This window comes from Rhodococcus sp. IEGM 1379 (assembly GCF_030056815.1).
Taxonomy (GTDB): domain Bacteria; phylum Actinomycetota; class Actinomycetes; order Mycobacteriales; family Mycobacteriaceae; genus Rhodococcus_F.
Genome location: NZ_JASHKR010000044.1, coordinates 1 through 20950 on the forward strand (window position 1 = coordinate 1; position 20950 = coordinate 20950).

The 20950-nt window shown below is 59.6% G+C and carries 18 protein-coding genes and 1 pseudogene; 16 read left to right on the plus strand and 3 right to left on the minus strand.

Features of this window, described 5'->3' with window-relative positions; translation table 11 throughout:
- Nucleotides 1-295, minus strand: a 295-nt coding sequence (locus QM600_RS20130; RefSeq protein ID WP_283263330.1) for a TetR/AcrR family transcriptional regulator, incomplete at its 3' end; no start/stop codon positions are given.
- Nucleotides 296-387: 92 nt separating this feature from the next.
- Between QM600_RS20130 and QM600_RS20135 the strand changes: the two genes are divergently transcribed.
- Nucleotides 388-1776: a cytochrome P450 gene (locus tag QM600_RS20135; protein WP_283263331.1), complete on the plus strand. Its 1389-nt coding sequence runs from the start codon at nucleotides 388-390 to the stop codon at nucleotides 1774-1776.
- A gap of 17 nt (nucleotides 1777-1793) precedes the next feature.
- Here QM600_RS20135 and QM600_RS20140 read toward each other — a convergent pair whose 3' ends face one another.
- Nucleotides 1794-3392 (minus strand): AMP-binding protein, encoded by a 1599-nt coding sequence (locus tag QM600_RS20140; protein ID WP_283263332.1) that lies wholly within the window; start codon nucleotides 3390-3392, stop codon nucleotides 1794-1796.
- Nucleotides 3393-3550: 158 nt separating this feature from the next.
- Between QM600_RS20140 and QM600_RS20145 the strand changes: the two genes are divergently transcribed.
- The 13 genes and pseudogenes from QM600_RS20145 (at nucleotide 3551) to QM600_RS20205 (ending at nucleotide 18081) form a co-directional block, all read left to right on the plus strand.
- Nucleotides 3551-4402, plus strand: a complete 852-nt coding sequence (locus tag QM600_RS20145; RefSeq protein ID WP_283263333.1) for a LuxR C-terminal-related transcriptional regulator — start codon at nucleotides 3551-3553, stop codon at nucleotides 4400-4402.
- A 100-nt stretch (nucleotides 4403-4502) separates the two neighbouring features.
- On the plus strand, nucleotides 4503-5930 hold the full coding sequence (locus tag QM600_RS20150) for an amidase (protein ID WP_283263334.1): 1428 nt from the start codon (nucleotides 4503-4505) through the stop codon (nucleotides 5928-5930).
- 261 nt (nucleotides 5931-6191) lie between these two features.
- Nucleotides 6192-7829, plus strand: a pseudogene (casG, locus tag QM600_RS20155) (steroid-24-oyl-CoA synthetase); the annotation flags it as partial.
- A 15-nt stretch (nucleotides 7830-7844) separates the two neighbouring features.
- Entirely contained in the window at nucleotides 7845-9365 is a 1521-nt protein-coding gene (locus QM600_RS20160; protein WP_502943036.1) for an acyl-CoA carboxylase subunit beta, read from the plus strand.
- A gap of 33 nt (nucleotides 9366-9398) precedes the next feature.
- A complete protein-coding gene (locus QM600_RS20165) occupies nucleotides 9399-10439 on the plus strand; it encodes an NAD(P)H-dependent flavin oxidoreductase (RefSeq protein ID WP_283263335.1) in 1041 nt (346 codons plus the stop codon).
- A 199-nt stretch (nucleotides 10440-10638) separates the two neighbouring features.
- Nucleotides 10639-11325 carry an AMP-binding protein gene (locus tag QM600_RS29685; RefSeq protein WP_349307280.1) on the plus strand — a complete coding sequence of 229 codons (687 nt, stop codon included), beginning with the start codon at nucleotides 10639-10641 and terminating at the stop codon, nucleotides 11323-11325.
- Nucleotides 11322-11756: an AMP-binding enzyme gene (locus tag QM600_RS20175; protein ID WP_349307281.1), complete on the plus strand. Its 435-nt coding sequence runs from the start codon at nucleotides 11322-11324 to the stop codon at nucleotides 11754-11756. Before QM600_RS29685 ends, QM600_RS20175 begins: the two co-directional genes overlap by 4 nt.
- Before the next feature lie 197 nt (nucleotides 11757-11953).
- Nucleotides 11954-13534, plus strand: coding sequence for an ABC transporter substrate-binding protein (locus QM600_RS20180; protein WP_283263336.1), 1581 nt, complete (start codon nucleotides 11954-11956; stop codon nucleotides 13532-13534).
- A 124-nt stretch (nucleotides 13535-13658) separates the two neighbouring features.
- Entirely contained in the window at nucleotides 13659-14600 is a 942-nt protein-coding gene (locus QM600_RS20185; RefSeq protein ID WP_283263337.1) for an ABC transporter permease, read from the plus strand.
- Complete coding sequence (locus QM600_RS20190; RefSeq protein ID WP_283263338.1) at nucleotides 14597-15487, plus strand: ABC transporter permease; 891 nt, start codon at nucleotides 14597-14599, stop codon at nucleotides 15485-15487. The genes QM600_RS20185 and QM600_RS20190 overlap by 4 nt, the downstream gene beginning before the upstream one ends.
- Nucleotides 15480-16520 (plus strand): ABC transporter ATP-binding protein, encoded by a 1041-nt coding sequence (locus QM600_RS20195; RefSeq protein ID WP_283263339.1) that lies wholly within the window; start codon nucleotides 15480-15482, stop codon nucleotides 16518-16520. The genes QM600_RS20190 and QM600_RS20195 overlap by 8 nt, the downstream gene beginning before the upstream one ends.
- Nucleotides 16517-17371 carry an ATP-binding cassette domain-containing protein gene (locus QM600_RS20200; RefSeq protein WP_283263340.1) on the plus strand — a complete coding sequence of 285 codons (855 nt, stop codon included), beginning with the start codon at nucleotides 16517-16519 and terminating at the stop codon, nucleotides 17369-17371. Before QM600_RS20195 ends, QM600_RS20200 begins: the two co-directional genes overlap by 4 nt.
- Nucleotides 17368-18081 carry a hypothetical protein gene (locus tag QM600_RS20205; protein WP_283263341.1) on the plus strand — a complete coding sequence of 238 codons (714 nt, stop codon included), beginning with the start codon at nucleotides 17368-17370 and terminating at the stop codon, nucleotides 18079-18081. Before QM600_RS20200 ends, QM600_RS20205 begins: the two co-directional genes overlap by 4 nt.
- Nucleotides 18082-18088: 7 nt before the next feature.
- On the opposite strand, the gene QM600_RS20210 is transcribed toward QM600_RS20205, so the two are convergent.
- Nucleotides 18089-18817 carry an IclR family transcriptional regulator gene (locus QM600_RS20210; RefSeq protein ID WP_283263342.1) on the minus strand — a complete coding sequence of 243 codons (729 nt, stop codon included), beginning with the start codon at nucleotides 18815-18817 and terminating at the stop codon, nucleotides 18089-18091.
- An 82-nt stretch (nucleotides 18818-18899) separates the two neighbouring features.
- Between QM600_RS20210 and QM600_RS20215 the strand changes: the two genes are divergently transcribed.
- The gene (locus QM600_RS20215; protein WP_283263343.1) at nucleotides 18900-19694 is read left to right on the plus strand and encodes a class II aldolase/adducin family protein; all 795 of its coding nucleotides are present in this window, start codon (nucleotides 18900-18902) and stop codon (nucleotides 19692-19694) included.
- A gap of 45 nt (nucleotides 19695-19739) precedes the next feature.
- On the plus strand, nucleotides 19740-20918 hold the full coding sequence (locus tag QM600_RS20220; RefSeq protein WP_283263344.1) for an acyl-CoA dehydrogenase family protein: 1179 nt from the start codon (nucleotides 19740-19742) through the stop codon (nucleotides 20916-20918).
- Nucleotides 20919-20950 lie beyond the last annotated feature (32 nt).

The following is a 20950-nucleotide window of genomic DNA, read 5'->3' on the forward strand; positions in this document are numbered from 1 at the left end:
GTACGCGCTGCTCGAGCGTCCCGGTGCTCGCTCGAAGCGCGGACAGTCCGGCGCCACGGATCTCGTCGGCGATTCCGTCCAGGACCTTCTGCAGTAATTCGTCTCTGCTGGTGAAGCTTTCGTAAAAGTACCGCTCCGTCAACTTGGCGTGCGCGCAGATAGCAGTCATCGTGGCGCCGCGATTGCCTGCGGCCGAAAATACTTCCAGTCCAGCCTCGAGCAAGCTTTCGCGACGCAGTGCTGCGCGCTGGTCGCCGCTCAGGCCGGCATACCGACGCGGCGTAGGAGGAGTCATAGATCGATATTGACAGATGCAATTGCTGTGACGCAGACTGCAGTTATCTGACAGGATGCACTGTCAGATGGAAACGGGAGTTGAGGTTCATCATGTCCAAGATCCTGGCCAGCCCACCCGCACGCTCACAGTTGCACCCGATCTCGGGACGATCAGGGCTGCCCGTCGTCGGGCACTCACTCGAGTACATCCGCAATCCACTCGCTTTGATGCAAAAGCATTGGGATCGTTACGGAGAGGTCTCTTGGTTCTCGATGGTCGGTCGGCGTTGGATCGCTGTTCTCGGACCTGACGCGTGCCAAGAAGTTCTGCAGAACGCAGATCGAGCTTTCGTCAACAGTGATGGCTGGTCAGTCCTGATCGGGCCCTTCTTTCACGGTGGCCTCATGCTCCTCGATTCGGAAGAACACCTACGGCACCGTCGAATCATGCAGCAGGCGTTCACCCGATCGCGACTCGAGAAGACGGTCGACGTTCTCAACCCGGCGATCGACGCGGCACTCGACACTTGGACCCCCACTGACGGATTTCGTGCATACACGGCAGTTAAAACGCTCACCCTCGATCTCGCCACTGCCATCTTCATGGGCGGCGCGGAAGGAACTACCGAGAGCGAGATTTCCTCGGTAAAGAAGGCCTTCGTCGATTGCGTCCAGGCGGCAACCTCGGTGATCCGCTATCCCGTTCCTGGGACCCGATGGAAACGAGGGCTCGACGGACGCCGAGTCCTGGAAGACTTTTTTCGTCGCTACCTACCGGCGCGGCGAACTCACGAAACCGACGACCTGTTCTCCGTGCTCTGTCACATCGAATCCGAAGCAGGGCAACGCTTCAGTGACGACGAGGTGATCAATCATATGATCTTCCTCCTGATGGCCGCACACGACACCTCCACGATCACCATCTCCACGATGATGCAGTACCTGGGTCAGCACCCACAGTGGCAGGACAGGTGCCGAGCAGAGTCTCTCGCGTTAGAGACCTCGACGCCGAGTTATGCAGATCTCGACGGACTGGGCAGCCTCGATCTGGTTATGAAGGAATGTCTCCGAATTGTCTCTCCCGTACCGGTCATGGCGCGACGGGCGGTTCGCGATACCCAAGTGCAGGGGCACTTCGTGCCCGCGGGAACCTATGCTGCAGTTGCTCCTCACTTCACCCACCACATGTCGCAATACTGGCCTGACCCAGAGCGTTTCGATCCCGAGCGCTTCGCGGAGCATCGGCGCGAAGACAAGGTGCATCGATACGCCTGGGAACCGTTCGGCGGTGGTGTACACAAATGCCTCGGAATGCACTTCGCCGGTGCCGAGATCAAAGCAATCATGCATCACGTCCTCCTACGCTTCGACTGGCACGTCGACGCCGACTACGTCGCCCCGCTCAACTTCACGTCCTTGCCGTTCCCCTCCGACGGTCAGCCCGTCGACCTGCGTCGACGCCCGCTTATTCAGGCTGAGTCCCTCCGGCCGGAAACGTAAGAAGCTGCCGGGCTGAGTTACGTGGCAGTGGCCCTGAGTTCGAACTTGAGAACCTTGCCGGTGGGTGTACGAGGAAGCTCGAGGGGAAAGACTATTTCCCGCGGCACCTTGTACCCGGCGAGCAAGGTCCGGGTGTGCTCGACGAGTTCTTCAGCGGTGACGGTCAATCCCTTGCCCAGCACCACAAATGCCTTGGGACGTTCACCCCACTTCTCGTCGGGAACACCGATCACGGCGACGTCGACCACTGCGGGATGGCTCATGATCGCCTGTTCCACCTCGACGGTAGAGATGTTCTCGCCGCCGGAGATGATGATGTCCTTTGCGCGGTCCTTCAGCTGGATATATCCGTCGGGGTGCATTACTCCGAGATCGCCGGTGTGGAACCAGCCCCCGGCAAAAGCCTGTGCTGTGGCGGCCTCGTCGCGGTAGTACCCGAGCATCACGTTGTTGCCGCGCAGCACTATTTCGCCCATCGCAATGCCGTCGGCGGGAACATCATTCATGTCGGGATCGACAACGCGGGCGTTCTCGGCCTGCACCATTCCGACGCCTTGGCGGGAGAGCAGGGCAGCGCGCTCGGCGGGCGTCTTCTCGTCCCAGGCTTCCTGGTACTCGCAGATCGTGTACGGCCCGTACACCTCGGTGAGTCCGTACACGTGGACGACGGTGATGCCGATTTCTTCGAGCTGGCCGATGACGGTCGGTGACGGGGGAGCGCCGGCAGTGGTGATCCGCAGGCTGTCGACCTTGTGGGCCTGTTCGGCGCCGGCGATGGTGGAACAGACGGTCGGAGCGCCGCACAGATGCGTCACTCCTTGGTTGTCGATGGCGTCCCAGATTACGTCGGCGCGAACTGCGCGCAGGCAGATGTGGGTGCCGGCGGCCTGCGTGACAGCCCAGGGGGTGCACCAGCCATTGCAGTGGAACATGGGCAGTGTCCACAGATACTTGGTGGATCCGTCGAAACCGTTGTGGAAAGTCTCGCCGAAGGAGTTCAGGTAGGCGCCGCGATGGGAGTACATGACGCCCTTGGGTTTTCCGGTGGTTCCGGAGGTGTAGTTGATGGCGATGCACTGTTGTTCGTCGTCAACGCCCCAGTGCAGCGGCTGATCAGCGAGTGCTTGGCCTTCGGTCAGTAGGTCCGCGTACTGTCCGGTGACGATTCCGGAAGGAACTTCGGGGGAGGGCACCGTGGAATCGGGGATCTCGATTATCTCGCGCAGACTCGACACGTTTGCCTTGGACGAGGCCACGGACCCGACGAACTCGGAATCGACAAACAGGATGGTGGTGCCCGAGTGATCGAGGATGTACTCGAGCTCAGGGCCAGCCAGACGCGAATTCAGGGCGATCAGAACACCGCCGGCCAGGGGCACGGCAAAGTGCGCGAATAACATCTCAGGGATGTTCGGAGCGAGGTAGGCGACGCGGTCACCGGGTGTGATGCGCTCACGGAGAACTCGTGCCAGCGTGGCTACCTCGTCGCCGAATTCGCGGTACGTGTACGTCCGGTCGCCGTGAATGACGGCCGTTCGGTCGGGGAACACCGATGCACTGCGTTCGAGAAAACGCAGCGGGCTCAGTGGGGTGTTGTTGGCTGTCGGTGCAGACACGGGTTCCTCCGAAAGATGACGTGGTCGGACGCTGTAGCTCGCACCCACAGCATGTGTGACCGGCGCTACAAATGCTCGGGTTGCACGATATTGTGCCCACGACAAAGCCGCTACCCTCTGAAGTGGGTATATACATTGATCCCCGACCAGGAGTGCACGTGAACAGCGTTTTGAGGCCGAGCGACGACGACGCACTGCGCGCCGTACTGCGTCGACTGCATCCGCAAACCGAGTTGCCGGTCTTGTTCGGTGGCTGCGTCAGTGGAAGGGCGTTGACCATCACCGGCTACGTCGGAACGCGCACCAACATCCTGCGGAACCTCGAGATCAATGCCGAGTGTGGGCTCGGTGGACGTGCGATCGCCGAACAGCGACCCGGTGCGGTGCAGGACTACGCCAACTCGTCGCACATCACTCACGACTACGACCACGAAGTCGGCACCGAGGGAATCGAATCGCTCATGGCTGTCCCCATCGTCGTGCGGGGTAAGACGCGTGGTGCGCTCTACGGCGGACTCCGGGCCAACTTGCCGATCGGGGACGTGATCGCCGACAAGATGATGCGTGCGTCGTACTCGCTGGCCCGCGAAATCGAAATCCGCGACGAGGTGGATCGTCGTGTCACGATGCTCGATACCGCTGCGGTGGAACAGATATCGGTTCGGGAAGCAAAAGTTTCCGACGCATTGACCGAGAGCTTTCTAGCATTGAGTGAGATTGCGGCTGGTCTGGACGACGAGATACTCAGCGCTCAGGTTCAAGCCGTCGAAGCGAAGTTGAGGGCTCTGGCAGTACCTGATCGGAATGCGAGCACGATCACGCTTTCGCCGCGTGAAACCGAAGTGATGAGTTACGTCGCGTTGGGCCTGCGCAATGCGGAAATCGCTGAGAGACTCGCGTTGAGCACCGAGACCGTCAAGACCTACATGCGCAATCTCATGGCCAAACTCGAGGTGCACAGTCGCCACGAGGCGGTTGTCGAGGCAAAGCGTCAAGGGTTGATCTTGTAAGCGAGTCCCGGTAAGCGGAATCAGACAGCGTCGCGGCTGAACTGCTTGGTATGACGGACCTCACAATCGTCAATGCGGTACACGAGTAATGAGGGCATCGATGCAGGATTTGTTCGACAACAGCGACATGACCGGCCTGGCCGACGCGATCCGCAAGAGAGACGTATCGGCAGCAGAGGTTCTCGAGTTCAGCCTGAGCCGATTCGACGAGCGCAATCCTGCAGTCAATGCGGTGATCAGTGAACGACGTGACGAGGCACGCGCCGAAGTCGCTGCCGGTCTTCCCGACGGACCTTTGCGCGGCATCCCGTTCGTGATCAAGGACCTCGGCGTGGACGTCGCCGGCCTGCCGAGCACCAACGGATCACGGCTGTTTGCCGACGTTGTCGCGTCCGAGGATTCGGAACTGGTCAAGCGTTACCGGCGTGCCGGCATGGTCATCATCGGTAAGACCAACTCGCCGGAGTTCGGTCAGAACGCCAGCACGGAACCGCAGTTGTTCGGACCGACGCGCAACCCGCATCGGCTCACGCATTCCGTCGGTGGTTCTTCGGGTGGATCTGCGGCGGCAGTCGCTGCCGGCATCGTCCCGGCCGGCCAGGCCAGCGACGGCGGCGGATCGATTCGTATTCCGGCAGCAGCGTGCGGATTGGTTGGCCTCAAGCCCAGCCGCGGGCGAGTCCCGGCGTACCCCAAGCAGGCTCTGCTGGCCGGACCGATGAGCGTCAATCATGCAGTGACACGCAGTGTTCGAGATTCGGCAGTGCTGTTGGATGTCAGCGCTGGTCCGATTCCCGGTGATCCGTACGTCATCGCACCGCCGACGCAGCAGTACGTCGACGTGGTGGGTACCGATCCCGGACGGTTGCGTATCGGTATCGCGACGGTCATGCCGTCGGGTGCAGCGGTGCATTCCGATTGCAGCGCAGCAACACTCGATATTGCGGGCGTGCTGGAGGCTCTCGGACACGAGGTGATCGACAAGGCTCCCGAGTTCCCGTTCGAAGAATTGATGAGCGGATTGACGAACTTGATGGCCGTGCCGGTCGCGGTCGACATCAATGCCCGGCTCGCTCAGCTGGGCCGCGAACTGCGCGACGACGATCTCGAGCCGATGACACGGATGATCTACGACCGTGCCAATGCGAATACGGCCGGCGAGTACGTGAAGGCGCTCCGTGATCTGGAGAAGGCTGCCACGATGCTGGGCGGCTACTTCACCGACTACGACCTGTTGCTCACCCCGACACTAGGCACGGTAGTTCCGCCGCTCGGATTGCTGGACACGATGAACCCGGCGTCCCTGTGGGAGCACGGAATGTCGTTCAGCGGCATGACAAGTCCGTTCAATGTGACGGGTCAGCCGGCGATCTCCTTGCCGTTGGGTAAGGACAGCGCGGGTATGCCCGTCGGTGTGCAGTTGGTTGCCGCCTTCGGCCGTGAAGATCTGCTGCTGCAGGTTGCCGCGCAACTCGAAGTGGCGCGTCCGTGGAACACCGCGCCGGTGTGGCCTCCGGTCGAGGGGTAATTGCGCGACGCCAGCGGTCCGACGGTGCTTCATGCCTGCGTCGGGCCGCATAGTCGTGCGCTGGTGTAACCCGTATTCAGTGCTCGTCGAAAGCGAAAAGTATTTCTAATCGAAATACTGCATCTTGAACGACTCTATTGCGTAGTATCCGAAAATAGCGGTGGTGAGAAACCCCGTCGACGTGGAGCGCGGACACTTCGATCTGCGCTCGACGAATTCGTCGATTGCAATCGAATAGCTTGTAGCGGAAATGGATCAACAATGGTCGTTCAACCAGACATGCAGGATCGGCGATCTCGCGCCTTGGCGGATCTGACCGGCCCGGGAGAGTTGTTCGAGGTAGCCGACGAGAGCGTAGTCGGGCGAGTGATGCCGGTGTTCACCAACCGCGCACACACACTTCGCGATCTTCTCGCCGCATCTGCCGAGCACGGCGATGCCGAGTACCTGGTGTGCGATGAATTGCGGATTACGTTCACCGATCACCTTGCGCAAGTGGCGTCCCTCGCCGAAGAACTGCGACGCGAATACTCGGTCGGTAAAGGTGACAGAGTCGCCATCCTGTCGGCGAACAATGCTCAGTGGATCGTCACGTTCTGGGCGGTGACGTCGATCGGGGCGATCACGGTTGGGATGAATTCGATGTGGTCGTCCAACGAAATCGCATACGGCATGGCACATTCCACGCCGAGATTGGTAGTGGCCGACGCGAAACGGCGAGAACTACTCGGCAACGTAGACGTCCCGGTCCTGTCTACCGAAACCGACGTACCTCGGCTGTCCGCGGTGCATTCCGATGCCCAGCTGTCTGCCTGCGACATCGACGAGGACGACCCCGCTGTCATTCTGTACACGAGCGGCACTACCGGACGCCCCAAGGGTGTGACGCACTCGCATCGGAACATCATCACCGCGAACGACTTTCACCGATTCAACGACTCGCTGGCAACGCATCTCGGGGCGCCTCCGTCGAAGCATCGACGATTCCTCCTGTCGAACCCTCTGTTTCATATCGCGTCGCTACACAATCTTGCCGTGCCGCGGTTGTCGATCGGCGACACAGCAGTCATCTATAGCGGCCGGTTCGAAATCGAACGTGTGCTGCGGTTGATCGAACGTGAGCGGATAACAAACTGGGGCGCTGTGCCGACCATGGCCAATCGACTTGTATCACACGGAAATCTATCCAGATACGATCTGTCCTCATTGAAGACGATGTCGCTGGGATCAGCTCCTTCATCAACCGCTCTGAAGGAAAGGATTCGTGAGTTACTGCCGGTCGCAGGCCGCTCCCTCGGGACGACGTACGGACTCACGGAGTCGTCTACCGGGGCAACGCTGGCCACCGCGGCAGATCTCACGGACTATCCGGATTCGGTCGGCCGACCGGTGGTCACGATGAGCGTCGAGGTCCGTGATGAAAAGGGTCGTCGCCTGCCTGATGGCTATGAAGGCGAAATATGCTTGCGAGGGCCTCACGTGATGTTGGGCTACTGGAACAACGACGAGGCGACGAAGGCCGCAATCGACGTGGACGGTTGGCTTCGCACCGGAGATCTGGGCTTCATTGCAGACGGTCACCTCCGCGTCAGCAGTCGGCGTTCGGACCTCATACTGCGCGGTGGAGAAAACATCTATCCGGTCGAGGTCGAGAATGCGCTGAGTGAACATCCTGCGGTGCAGGAATGCGCCGTAATCGGAGTCCCGCATCCGGATCTCGGTGAAGAGGTGGCCGCCATCGTGGTGGTCGACGCGCCGGGTGCGGTGTCGGAAGCCGATCTGACCACGTTCGTTCGAGAGCGTCTGGCCAAGTACAAGGTGCCTTCGAAGTGGAGGCTCACGGTAGATCCGTTGCCGCGCAATGCAACAGGCAAGGTGCTGCGGCGGCAGTTGGACATCGACGCAGAACCGTCGATGGTCTCGGAGAATCGTCATGCCTGGGCGCCGTTGTTGGCTGCGCTCGATGAGCGCCGCGTGGCGGCTCGGGCAATGGGAGGGCCGGACAAGCTGCTGCGCTACCGGCGATTCGGTCGGGTGGATTCCCGAGAGCGCATTGCGAAGCTATTGGATCACGGCACTTTCCAGGAAATCGGCGTTCTCGCCGGCGATACATCGATACCGTCGGATGGATTTGTTGCCGGATCCGGTCTCGTCAACGGTCGCCCGGTTCTGGTCGGCTCGGAGGACTTCACGGTCGCCGGCGGTTCGATCGGGACTGCGGCTGCCACCAAACGTGCTCGCATCGCGGAACTTGCCAAGCGAGAACGCGTTCCGTTGGTGATGATGCTCGAAGGTGCGGGACATCGGGCCACGAATGCACTGCATCCGCACCGGCCGGCACCGAACGATCTTCAAGCTATGGCTGAGCTTTCGGGTCTCGTCCCGACCGTTTCGGTAGTCTGTGGTCCCTCAGCGGGCCACGGTGCGCTCGCTGCGCCCATGTCGGATTTTGTGGTGATGATCGATGGTCATGGCGCATTGTTCGCTGCGGGGCCACCATTGGTGGAGGCGTCGATGGCAGAAAAGGTGACAAAGGAAGACCTCGGCGGCCCCGATGTGCACGCAGTGCAGAGCGGGGTCGCAGATAATGTGGCAGCAGATATCGACTCTGCACTCGCATTGGCTCGGCGGTACCTGTCCTATTTCCCGTCGAACGCGTGGAATCGTACAGAACTTTCAAACCCCGAAGCTTCAGTTGCCGCACCGCGGTCACTCGAAACTATTCTCGACGCAATCCCGCCGAACCCTCGTATCCCGTACGACATGCGGGATGTGCTGTCCGTGATGGTTGACCAGGACACTTTGTTCGAACTGCAGCCGCACCACGGCTCATCAGTGATCACGGCGCTGGCTAGGATGGGAGGCCGTGCGGTCGCTGTCGTCGCCAACCAGCCGCTCGTACTCGCAGGTGCTCTCGACGTTGCAGCAGCGGAGAAAGCTACCCGATTCATCGAGATGACCGGCGCTTTTCATCTGCCCTTGATCTTCCTGGCTGATAACCCGGGTGTTCTGGCGGGAAGCAAGTCCGAGCGGGAGGGGATACTGCGGGCAAGTGCTCGAATGTTTTCGGCTCAGCATCGGTCTACCGTGCCGAAAATGCATGTGACAGTGCGTAAAGCATTCGGTTTCGGCGGATCGGTGATGGGGCAGAACGCTTTCGACCATCAGACGATCTCACTGTCGTTCCCGGGCGGCATGCTGGGAGGAATTCCGGCCGCTGTGGGTGGGCGAACCGCAAAGGCGGATGAGCGCACACAGCGCGCACTGATCGAGAACGAAGCCGCAGGGCCGTGGCGTCTTGCAAGTTCGGTGACCTACGACGATGTGATCGACCCGCGTGAATTGCGCAATGCGCTGCTCGGTGCCCTACGCCTTGCGAGTGGCCGTGATTCGGAGCCTGCATCACCTGTCGTACATACCGGATATTTGCCCTGATCGTGTGTATTGCAGAAGAAGTGGAGAAGATTTGTGAGCGAGAACCTTGTCGGCGTTGAACAGTCCGATGCGGCGCAGAGCTTTCGGAGTATGTTCGGCAGCCGTCTCCGAATCCCCGTCATCGCAGCGCCGATGCTCAGAGTCAGTGGGGTGGAACTTGTTTCAGCCGCCTGCGCTTCGGGCGTCGTCGGCGCCTTTCCGACGGCGAATGCACGCACCGTGGATGAACTCGATACTTGGCTCGAGGTCTTCGATCGCGATCAGGAACAGAGCGGCGGAACGATCGCCCCGTATTGCCCCAATCTGATCATCAGGCAACCGCGGCTGGCAGACGATCTTGCGTGTCTACTCCGGCATCGGGTGGAATTGGTCATCGCGAGTGTGGGGTCTCCCGCGCCGATCATCGGTCCCCTTCACGACATCGGTGCCAAGGTTTTTGCCGACGTGGGAACTCTTCGTCACGCCGAGAAGGCAGTTGCGACCGGAGCCGACGGACTCGTGTTGTTGTCCGCGGGGGCCGGTGGTCAGACGGGTTGGATGAACCCGTTCGTCTTTGTTCGTGCGGTTCGCGAGTTCTTCGATGGCACAGTAATTCTCGCAGGCGGTATCTCGGACGGACACGCATTGTGGGCTGCGGAGGTGGCGGGATACGATGCGGCCTACATGGGCACTCGGTTCATTGCTACGGACGAGAGTGCAGGTGCCCCGGCGTACAAGGACATGTTGGTCGCCAGCACGATGGACGATGTACTTCTGACCAACGCGTTCACAGGGTTGCGCACGAACATGCTCGAGCCGTCCATGAGAGCGCAGGGCCTCGATCCCGGGAAATTGAACGAGCAGATCTCCGTGAAGGATTCAGCCGAACTGTTCGGGGCGAAGGCGCCGGCCACTGGTCTGGTGCGATGGACCGATGTCTGGAGTGCCGGACACACGGTGTCGGGTGTGAAGCGGAGAGGGCCGGTAGCGGACCTCGTCCGAGATACGCGAAACGAGTACGACAGTGCCCGTGCGAGAACCCGTTCGATGCTCGAGACACGGGCGAACGTGACTGCACTGGAGGAACTTCAGTGATAGCTGCAGGAAATCGAAATGCGGGAATCTCCGGCCCCGGACAGACGATGGGTTCGCTGACGATTCGAGCGCTACGTCGATATCCGGAACGGCCGGCGTTCTCCGGGGACGGCGGGACACTTTCCTATGTCGGTGCGGCGGACCTGATCGGAATGTACTGCAAAGCAAGGGATTAGGTTGATAATCTACGCTCGCAATATTGGCCGGTAATCGTGCCGAAGCCTGGTGCATCGGTGCGGCCGCGCATGCTTCCGGTATCGCGACGTCGTGGTTGCATCCGATGGGCTCGTTCGACGATCAGATGTTCCAGATACGAAACGCCGAGGTAGACGGCTTGGGGGTCGATGAACGCCATCATGGTGAGCGTGCAGGGCAGTTGGCCGCCGCGTGCGTAGACGATGTCACCGCGGTTTTCAGTTTCGGCCCGTGCGACTTTGCCTGTGATCTGGAAGATGTGGCGAATTCGGTAGGAAGTTCGCGGGCAATAGAGCGTGAGCGATCGAACTTCACGCTCCTTGCGCCGTCGATGATTTACTCGATGCTCGACGACCCTGCCATCGGCAGCGCGGATCTTTCTTCACTGGAGTTGATCTTGTACGGTGCATCGCCGATGTCACCGTCTCGGTTGATGGAGGGCCTGGATCGAGTCGGCCCGGTATTTTCGCAACTGTACGGACAGGCCGAGTGTTGTCCGATCGCACTACTGAAGAAGCCCGATCACGATTCGAGCGACCCGGATCTACTCTCGTCCTGTGGATTTCCGCTCAGTCCGTTCACGGTCTCAGTGAGGGACACCGAGGGACAGGAGGTCCCCACGGGCGAACTCGGAGAAGTGTGTGTGCGCAACGGGCAACCATGGATGGCTGCTGGAAGAACGACGAGTTGACGGCAGAAACACTCGTGGACGGTTGGTTGTATACCGGCGGTATTGCCCGTGCCGATGATCGGGGATACCTGTACATCGTCGATCGTAAGACGGACATGATCATCAGCGGTGGGTTCAATCTCTATCCCAAAGAGGTTGAGGATGCGTTGACCTCCCACGAAGGTGTCTCCAGTGCCGCTGTGTACGGAACACCGGACGACAAGTGGGGCGAAGCTGTGACCGCGTCGGTTGTCCTACGGCCCGGTGTAATCGTGGATGAGTCCGAGTTGGTGACGTTGGTCAAGCAACGTAAGGGATCGGTCCAAGCGCCGAAGCAGATTCACTTCGTGAACAGCCTACCCTTGACCGGGTTGGGCAAGGTGGATAAGAAGGCGCTGCGGGAACATGCAGTGACCACGCCGCCGTCGCGGCCGGACTCGTACTCCGACTAGGTCCTTCGTGCCGAATTTCCGTCCCGTTGATCGGGATTCGCTGTAGTCGAATCACCGTTCGGTATCGATAGTCGAGTCCGAGTTCCGAAGAAACGTATACCTAATAGACATATAAGGGTTAGTCTGCCAAGAGACCGAAGAAGCCGTGTGCGTATCGGGGCTTCTGACCGGTGGAGATCCATTTCGAGAGGAATTCGATGAGCGGAAAATGGAACGGCAGAGGCAAAGTTGCTGCTGTGGCGTTGGTGACTGCACTATCTGTTGCAGGATGCGGTGGTGGTGGCGGTACAACGACTTCCAATGGATCGACTGCGTCGGCAGCGGACATCGACCGCGCAGCGGTACTCCGCGTCACGGCAGCAGCGCCCACGCGCAACCTCGATCCGTACCTGCAGACCAGCTACGGAGGTTGGGGATATCTGACCCCGATGTTCGATCGTCTGACGATGGTCGACAAAGACGGTAATCTTGTTGCAGGGTTGGCGAAATCGTGGGATTTTTCCCCTGATGGAGGCTATCTCGACCTCAAGTTGCGTGACGACGTTTCGTTCCATGACGGCACAAAGTTCGATGCAGCAGCCGTCGCCGCGAACGTCCAGCGTGGAAAGACAATGGCCGGCAGTACAGTCGTGGCGGCTCTCGACGACATTGCGTCTGTCGACGTCGTCGATTCGACCACCGTACGCTTGAACCTGGTGCCGGGGTCCGGTGTGGAATTACCCGGATTGTTCAGTACCAACGTCGGTATGATGGTCAGTCCCAAGACTATCGAGGCAGGAACGGACATTCGAAATGACCCGGGCCAGAGTGGATCCGGACCGTATACCGTTAGCAAGTACGTACCGGAGGAATCGCTCGAGGTTACTCGGGCGCAGGGTGATTACTGGGATCCTGCAGCTGGATTGCTCGGCGGAATCAGCTTCAAAACGATGCCGGACGCGACGACGCGTCTCAACGGTATGCAGACCGATGCAACCGACCTCAGTTGGGTGAGTTCCGCCAATGAGATCGTCCAAGCGCAGACCCTCGCGGACCGCAACGTCCTGGGCATCGACAAGGTGAAGTTCCGCAACGTGCTCGGTGTTTTCATGCGTTCGCGCGACGACCTCGCGAAACCTGAAGTGCGTCAGGCTGTTGCGCACGCCATCGATCCCGAAGCGATCAGTGCGCTGTTCTCGGGTACGTGTACTCCGTACCGTCAGATGTACCCCGAGTCGAGTTGGGCAGCGGACCCGTCGTACAAGTACCCCTACACCTTTGACGTGAACAAAGCCAAGAGCTTGGTCGAAGCGGCTGGGGGAGCCAAGATCAAGTTGACCTTCGGTGCAGGAACCAATACGGAGAAGCCTGCTAATGTGATTCAGTCATCCTTGGCTGCAGCAGGATTCGATGCAGAGTTGGATCCGGTGCCGAACGCGCAGAACGAACCCGGTTACATTGCCGGAGCGTTCCAGTCGATGGTATCGAACAGTTTCAGCCCGAAGGTCGACCCGGCCGAGACCGCCAACACGTTCGTCGTGGGTCCGTACGACTTCGGCAACGGCAATCCCGAGATTGCTGCACTTGCCAAGAAGGCAGCCAACCCGACGTTGTCGCAGGACGAGCGGGGCACCATTTACCACGAGATCTGGTCGAAGACACTGGCTGAGGCCATGTTCGTGCCCATCTGCAACCAGACGAATGCCACGATCTTCAGCGACAAGGTTGTCAATGCCGACAACATTCCGTGGGTCGATACCGGAATCTTCGATCTGCGCTACGTCGGAATGGCCAAGTAATCACTGTGGAAATCTGAAAAATTCTCGAGGAAAACAAGTTCGCTTCCGGGTATGTGCAATCTGCACCCACCCGGAAGCGGAACCGCCGACACGGACCGGCAGTAAGCGCCGGTGAGGGGTGCTTATGTTGCGTTATGCCGGGCGAAGGCTGTTGGCCGCCGTGCCGCTCCTGTTGATAGTGCCCTTGATGATCTTCTTGCTGATCGATCTCTCGCCGGGAGATCCGGCGGTTATTCTCGCCGGAGACAATCCGACGCCGGAGCGACTGGCCGAGATTCGTTCGTCACTTCACCTGGACGACAACATCTTCCTGCGCTATCTCCGGTGGGTTGGGGGTGTTCTGCAAGGTGATCTGGGGACGTCATTCCTCTCCCACCAATCCGTCACCGAGCTCATCCTGCGCAGGATGGCGACGACGCTGTCACTGGTGATATTCACGATGGTGCTTGCGGTGACGATCGGCGTGATCCTGGGCGTCGTCGCGTCGCTGCGTCCCGGCGGCATTGTCGACCGGATGGTCAACGTGGTGGCGTCTATCGCGATCGCTATTCCGGCATTCTGGTTCGGTCTGGTGTTGGTATCCGTTTTTGCCGTATCGAATCAGATCTTCCCAGCCTTCGGCTACACCCCACTGTCCGATGGCTTCGTTCCTTGGATTCAGCACCTGATACTGCCCGGCACTGCACTGGCACTCCTGCCGGCCGCAGAGGTGACACTTCAGTTGCGCTCGTCGCTGGGACAAGTCCTCAAGAGCGACTACATCCTCAACGCGGAGGCGAAGGGGCTCGGTCGCGCCAGCGTCATCTTCAAGCACGGACTCAAGAACGCCTGTATTCCGGTGGTCACCGTGCTGGGTTTCCGTGTATCCGAAGTGCTGGGCGGAGCAGTGACAATCGAAATCATCTACAGCATGCCGGGCCTCGGCAGTCTGGCTGTGGACAGCGTTCAGAACCGTGATATTCCAGTGCTACTGGGATTCGTCCTCTTCACCACCGTCGTGGTGGTGCTGGTGAATCTGCTTGTCGACATTTCCTATGGCTACTTCAACCCTAAGGTTCGCGCATGACTGACCCTGAGGCACTTACAGAGAGCGCTACGACTAAGCCTTCCGGTCGCAATCGCGGGCTGAAAGTTCTGCTGCAGAAGCCGGTTACGTTGGTGGCAGGTGTCTTTATTCTGCTGCTGGTGCTCATGGCTGTTTTTGCCCCGATCCTGGCTCCGTACGACCCGTATCTGCAGGAAGTTGTCAACCGCCTGCAGCCGCCGAGCGCAGATCATCTCTTGGGAACCGACGACTACGGGCGAGACGTAATGAGCAGGTTGATCTACGGCGCGAGGATATCTCTGACCGCATCCCTGCAGGCCGTGAGCGTGGCACTGATTCTCGGACTTCCTCTCGGGGTCATCGCCGGCTATCGAGGCGGCTGGGTCGATTCCCTGATCACCCGCGTGATGGATGCACTGATGAGCGCCCCGTCGCTGGTGCTCGCAATCACGATCGTCGCGGTCCTCGGATCCGGAATTACCAACGCGATGCTCGCTATCGGTTTGGTCATGGCACCAAGATTCTTTCGTGTCGCACGGGCCTCCACCATGGACGTGCGCCACGAAACCTACATCGAGGCCGCAATTGCACTGGGGTGCTTGCCGATAAGGACGATCGTTCGTCATATCCTTCCGAACGTCATGCCGCCTGTCGTGCTGGTCATCTCGGTATCGCTCGGCGCAGCTGTAGCGGCAGAAGCAAGCTTGAGCTTCCTGGGTCTCGGCGCAAAGGCCCCGGCGGCGAGTTGGGGTTCGATGCTCAGTACCGCGGCATCGAATATGCAGATCGCGCCCTATCTGGTCTGGCCGCCTGGCGTGATGATCTTCTTGACGGTCCTGGCCTTCACCTATCTGGGCGACGGTGTTCGTCGATCCCTTCTACGGAGTCGCAATGGTGACAATGAGTGATGACACGCGCACAGCAGCCTTGCTGGGCACTGAAGGCAAACCGCTTCTGCGGGTTCGTGATCTGACGATCGAGTTTCCGAGTGCCGGCGGATGGCAGACAACGGTGGAAGGTGTCTCGTTCGATGTCGGCGCCGGAGAATCCGTGGCGCTGGTGGGTGAATCCGGATCCGGGAAGACTGTTTCGTCTCTGGCGGTGATGGGATTGACCGCGGCAACCGGTGGCCGGATTGCGAGAGGGTCCATAGAATTCGACGGACGAGATCTGACCAAGGTCCACGAGCGTGAGTGGCGAAAGCTGCGCGGTACGGGAATGGGCATGATCTTCCAGCAGCCCATTCGTAGTCTTAATCCTGCGTATACGGTCGGCGATCAGATCGCGGAATCCGTTCGCAAGCATATGGGTTTGGATCGCAAGGCTGCTATGGCGAGGGCAGTGGAGATGCTCGAACTGGTACAGATTCCCCGAGCCAAGGAGCGGGTGACTGAGTACCCACATGCGTTCAGTGGTGGCATGTGTCAGCGAGTGATGATCGCAATGGTGATGGCATGCAATCCGCGGTTGCTGATTGCCGACGAACCCACCACCGCGCTTGATGTGACCGTGCAAGCGAAAATCCTCGATCTGTTGCGAGATCTGCAGGAGCAGACGGGAGTGGCGCTACTTTTCGTCAGTCACGATCTTGCTGTGGTTGCGGAACTGTGCCAGCGTGTGGTGGTCATGTATGCCGGTGAGATCGCGGAAAATGCTGCTGCAGAAGAAGTTTTCTTCCGACCGCAGCACCCCTACACTTCTGGGCTCCTTGCGTCGATACCGCAGCCTGGACTGAATACGGATCGCCGATTGGTTGCGATTCCCGGCGGAATCCCCGCGGCCGCCGATTGGCCGACGGGATGCCGTTTCGCGCCGAGGTGCCCACACGTCACACCGGGAGTGTGCGATGTCGATCATCCGCCGATGGCGAGTGTTCCCACCGGAGAAGCGCGATGCCTGCGTGTGCAGGATCTCGATCTGCAAGGAGTGAGCGTGCGATGAGTCTTCTCGAAGTTTCGAATGTTTCGAAATCGTTTTCGTCCGGACGCGACTTCCTCGGGCGTCGCACGAAGTGGTCACACGCAGTCAAGGATGTCAGTTTCACCCTCGAGGCAGGCGAATGTCTTGCAGTCGTGGGGGAGTCGGGTGCAGGAAAATCGACGGTCGGCCGCATTGCACTCCGTTTGATCGAACCCGATACTGGCTCGATCACGTTCGACGGCGTCGACGTGCGGGCGGCCAAGCCTGCTGAACTACGCAAGATGCGGCGCGGGATGCAGATGATTTTCCAGGATCCGCACAGTTCACTCAATCCGCGAATGACAGTGGTGGATACAGTAATCGAACCGCTTGTCGTCCATACCGACATGGACCGGTCCGCGCGCGAAAAGTTGGCGACGCAGATGTTGGGCAAAGTCGGTATCGGCTCACGCTATTTCGGTAGATATCCAGCGGAATTGTCGGGTGGGCAGCTTCAGCGCGTGGCTATTGCGCGCGCATTGACGTTGAATCCCAAGATGATTGTCTGTGATGAGCCCGTTGCAGCACTGGATGTTTCGGTTCGTGCCCAGGTGCTCAATCTCCTGCGAGACCTTCAGGAGGAACTGGGGCTTGCATATCTCTTCGTGTGCCACGATTTGGCATTGATCGAAGTCATCGCGGACCGTGTCCTGGTGATGGCTCACGGCGAGGTAGTCGAGAATGGGCCGGTGGCAGACATCTTCCGGAATCCGCAGCAGGAGTACACCCGGACCCTGCTCGAAGCGATCCCCGTGCCGGTGCCACGCTCGGCGCGTGGACAGAGTCTGAATGCCCTACGCGCGGAGACCGTCGAATCCGGAGAATTTGTATGACATCGGTACCCGCCGCGGTCACTCCGGAGCAATCTCGAAAGATTCTTCGAACGACGGATGCCGGCGAGTTCCTGATGAGTGACTATCTGGGAGGGCATTCGGACGGCTCGGACGACGGCGGCTTTCAGGCCTATCTCGTCGGGCAGAAAGCTCCGGTACTTCGGCCGCATTACCACGAGGTCGATCAATTTCAGGTGGTATTGGACGGTGACGGCCGCTTGGGTAAACACGCAATAGGTTCGGGCACGGTGCATTACAGCGATGCATACACGGTGTACGGCCCGATCTTTGCCGACAGCCCGGACGGTCTGTCGTACTTCACCCTGCGACTCGATCCTGCCGTCGGACTGAACTACATGCCCGAGTCGCGAGTAAAAGGTGAGACTCGTGCCGGTGAGCATTTCACCTGTAGCGTTGACGAGAAGGCCAGTGGGACAGGTGAGTTGAATCTGCTGGCCCGCACTCGTCGTGGTGCTTCGGCATTCGGTGTCGCGCTTGTCCCTGGCGTGGAGCTAGCCGCCGAGGCGTTGCATCGATGTGACGGCCGAGGGTACGTTGTGGTGCTTTCCGGTACAGCCGACCTAGGTGGTCGATCACTGCCGACCGGAAGCCTGATCCCGTTCGAGACCGCGCTGGATTTGAAAGGCGTTACCGCACAATCCGAACAGGTCCGTCTAGCGGTAGTTGCATTTTCGACGCAAGTCGACTGACGACTGCTCAGTGTGTCCCTCCGAGCTGGTCGGCGGCAGCCCGGAGTAACTCGCCGAAACGATCGAAGTGATCTTCCGTGACTCGTGTTTCAGGCCCGCTGATAACTACCGCGCCGAGCGGTGAGCCTGATACGTCGAGGATCGCTGCGGCGAGGCTGGTTGATCCCTGCTGCACTGCACCTGCGCTGACGGACCATCCGCGAGAGCGAATCTCTTGGTATTCTTCCGGACTCAGCAACAAATGTGTTTCGCTCGAGCCGTTTTCGCGTTCTTGCTGTGTGAGATAGGCGTGGATCACGCGTCCGGAAGCGCTGGTCTCAGGCGCGTGTACCTGTCCTACCTTCAGCGCTGTACGGACCATCTGGTTGCCATCGACTACTCCGAGCACGATCATGTGTTTGTTCTCCGCAACGGCGAGGTGAACGCTCTCTCCGGTTGCATCGCGGAGTTCGGTCATGACAGGTTGTGCGCGTGCCGTAAGTGACGAGCCGTTGTAGACCTGGCCGGCGACGACGACGCAGCGAGTGGAGAGTTCCCACCGGGGTGGGGCTTCGCCGGCGGGGCGAATCCATTGGGATTCATGAAGAGTCGCCAGGGTGCGCTGCATGGCGCTCTTGTCGATGTCGAGCAGGCGGGCGAGCGCTGTCAACCCGATGGGTTGATGGGCTGCGATGGCCTCGATGACGTGAAGACCACGCGTGAGACCACTGATTGTCTTGACTGAGATCTGACTCACCTCTATTGTTGGTACAGAATTGATACATAGTATCACATTGAGATACTTGTGATGCAATAGATCTCGTGTAATTACCTTCGACGTGCACTTTCCCGAACCTGTGAAGTATCGAGAGGTTGATGTGAAGAAGTTCAAGCCGTCTGTGGCGCAATTGATCCCGGATCTGACGCCGGCGGAACAGATTGTCGTTCTTGCCCGCGCACTGTGGAATGAGGGTTATCGGGATCATCTCGCCGGACACATCACGTACAACCTCGGAGACGGCACCATGTTGTGCAATCCGTGGCTTCTGACCTGGGAGGAGATTCTCCCGGCCGACATCATCCGCATTGATATGGACGGCAAGGTCCTCGAAGGTGATTGGCCTGTTCCCTTGGGGATTCCGCTGCATCTTGCACTTCACCGAGCGCGGCCGGACGTGGGTATCGCGTTGCACAATCATTCCGAATTCGGCACGGTCTGGGCAGATTTGGGCGAGGTTCCGCCTGCCTACGATCAGAGTTCGAGCCTCGGCGGCGGTGAAGTGGTCCTCGTCGACGAATACGAAGGTGCCGTCGACAGCATGGCTGCGGCTGAATCCGCGATACGGTCGATCGGTCAGGCTGATCGGGCACTTCTCGCCGGGCATGGCGTCTTCGTAACCGGGAACACTGCCGCAGCTGTCTACCTGCGAGCGGTCGCACTCGAACAGCGTTGCAAGAACGCCTGGATGATTCGAGTAGCCGACGGGCCGTCGAAGACATCGTTGCCTGATTGGTGGCTCGATCGTATGGCCGGAAGTGACGGCAACAGCTACTACGGGTTCTGGGAATCGGCAGTACGGGCCGTTCTGCGTTCCGACCCTGAGCTTCTCGAGAGCATCGAATCGTGCAGCTGAGGGCACGGTGCTCTGCCATCAACAGTGGAATCGGAACGGATGATCATGGACTTTGAACTTGACGCGAACCAACGAGCCTGGCGTGAAGAGGTGCGCGCATTTCTTGCTGAGAACGTCACACCGGAACTACGTGCGGAGATGGCCGAACACGATCTCGAATTCACCGGCGGAGAACTCACGGCATTCCGCCGAAAGATCGGAGCCAAAGGATGGTTCGGACTGAACTGGCCCGAGGAATTCGGCGGACTCGGGCTGGGGGCCGTCTACCAGCATCTGTTGGTCAGCGAATTCGAGTACTGGGGTGTACCGGGCCCAGATCTGACGGTCACCTCGGTGGCTCCGATGATCATGCGTCACGGCACTCGGCAGAATCGGGAGGTGTTCCTTCCGCCCATCGCTCGAGGCGAGTTGACCTGCGCAGTAGGGTATTCCGAACCCAATGCGGGTACCGACCTGGCGAGTTTGAAGACACGGGCAGTACGTGAGGGTGACGAGTGGGTGATCAACGGTTCCAAGATCTGGAACAGTATGGCGCAGCGCGTCACTCACGAATGGCTGTGTGTCCGTACCAATACCGAAGTGCCCAAGCACAAGGGAATTTCGGTGATCATCGTACCGATCGATGCGCCGGGTATCGTGATTCGCCCGATCACGGCATGGTCCGGGTATCGAACCAACGAGACGTTTTTCGACAACGTCCGTGTCCCCGCGACGAACTTGATCGGTGAGGTCGATAAGGGCTGGAAGTACATCACCGGCGCATTGGACCTCGAGCGGGGTGCACTCACCAATGCGGGTGATCTTCGACGAGCGGTCGACGATCTCTTGATTCTCTCCCGCGAGATCCGTGAGGACGGAACGCGACCCGTCGACAGCGCAGATGTACGACGCAACCTTGCGCAGTTGGACGCCGATGTAGAACTCGCACAGCTCATGGGTTTCGAAGCTTCGTCGCTGTTGGAGAGCGGAACCATTCCGTCGGTGCTCGTGAGCACGGAGAAGGTGTTCTCCAGTGAGCTCAGGCAAAGAATCGCCGACATCGGAACATCGATGCTCGGTCCGGCCGGGTTGATTACGGGTTCCGATCCGAATGCAGTGATGGCAGGTAAATTCGAGCGTTTGTACCGTGCTGCCCCGTTGCTTCGATTCGGCGCAGGCGCAAACGAGGTTCTGCGAGACGTCATAGCGCAGCGCGGACACGGCCTGCCGAGTTACGGACGCTGACATGACCTTGATATTCCTTGACCGCGTAGGAG

Excerpts from the sequence above, each read along its gene's own strand:
- QM600_RS20135 (WP_283263331.1), top strand. The coding sequence starts at position 388 with ATGTCCAAGATCCTGGCCAGCCCACCCGCACGCTCACAGTTGCACCCG.
- QM600_RS20150 (WP_283263334.1), top strand. The coding sequence starts at position 4,503 with ATGCAGGATTTGTTCGACAACAGCGACATGACCGGCCTGGCCGACGCG.
- QM600_RS20160 (WP_502943036.1), top strand. The coding sequence starts at position 7,845 with ATGGTCTCGGAGAATCGTCATGCCTGGGCGCCGTTGTTGGCTGCGCTC.
- QM600_RS20180 (WP_283263336.1), top strand. The coding sequence starts at position 11,954 with ATGAGCGGAAAATGGAACGGCAGAGGCAAAGTTGCTGCTGTGGCGTTG.
- QM600_RS20185 (WP_283263337.1), top strand. The coding sequence starts at position 13,659 with ATGTTGCGTTATGCCGGGCGAAGGCTGTTGGCCGCCGTGCCGCTCCTG.
- QM600_RS20190 (WP_283263338.1), top strand. The coding sequence starts at position 14,597 with ATGACTGACCCTGAGGCACTTACAGAGAGCGCTACGACTAAGCCTTCC.
- QM600_RS20195 (WP_283263339.1), top strand. The coding sequence starts at position 15,480 with ATGAGTGATGACACGCGCACAGCAGCCTTGCTGGGCACTGAAGGCAAA.
- QM600_RS20200 (WP_283263340.1), top strand. The coding sequence starts at position 16,517 with ATGAGTCTTCTCGAAGTTTCGAATGTTTCGAAATCGTTTTCGTCCGGA.
- QM600_RS20205 (WP_283263341.1), top strand. The coding sequence starts at position 17,368 with ATGACATCGGTACCCGCCGCGGTCACTCCGGAGCAATCTCGAAAGATT.
- QM600_RS20220 (WP_283263344.1), top strand. The coding sequence starts at position 19,740 with ATGGACTTTGAACTTGACGCGAACCAACGAGCCTGGCGTGAAGAGGTG.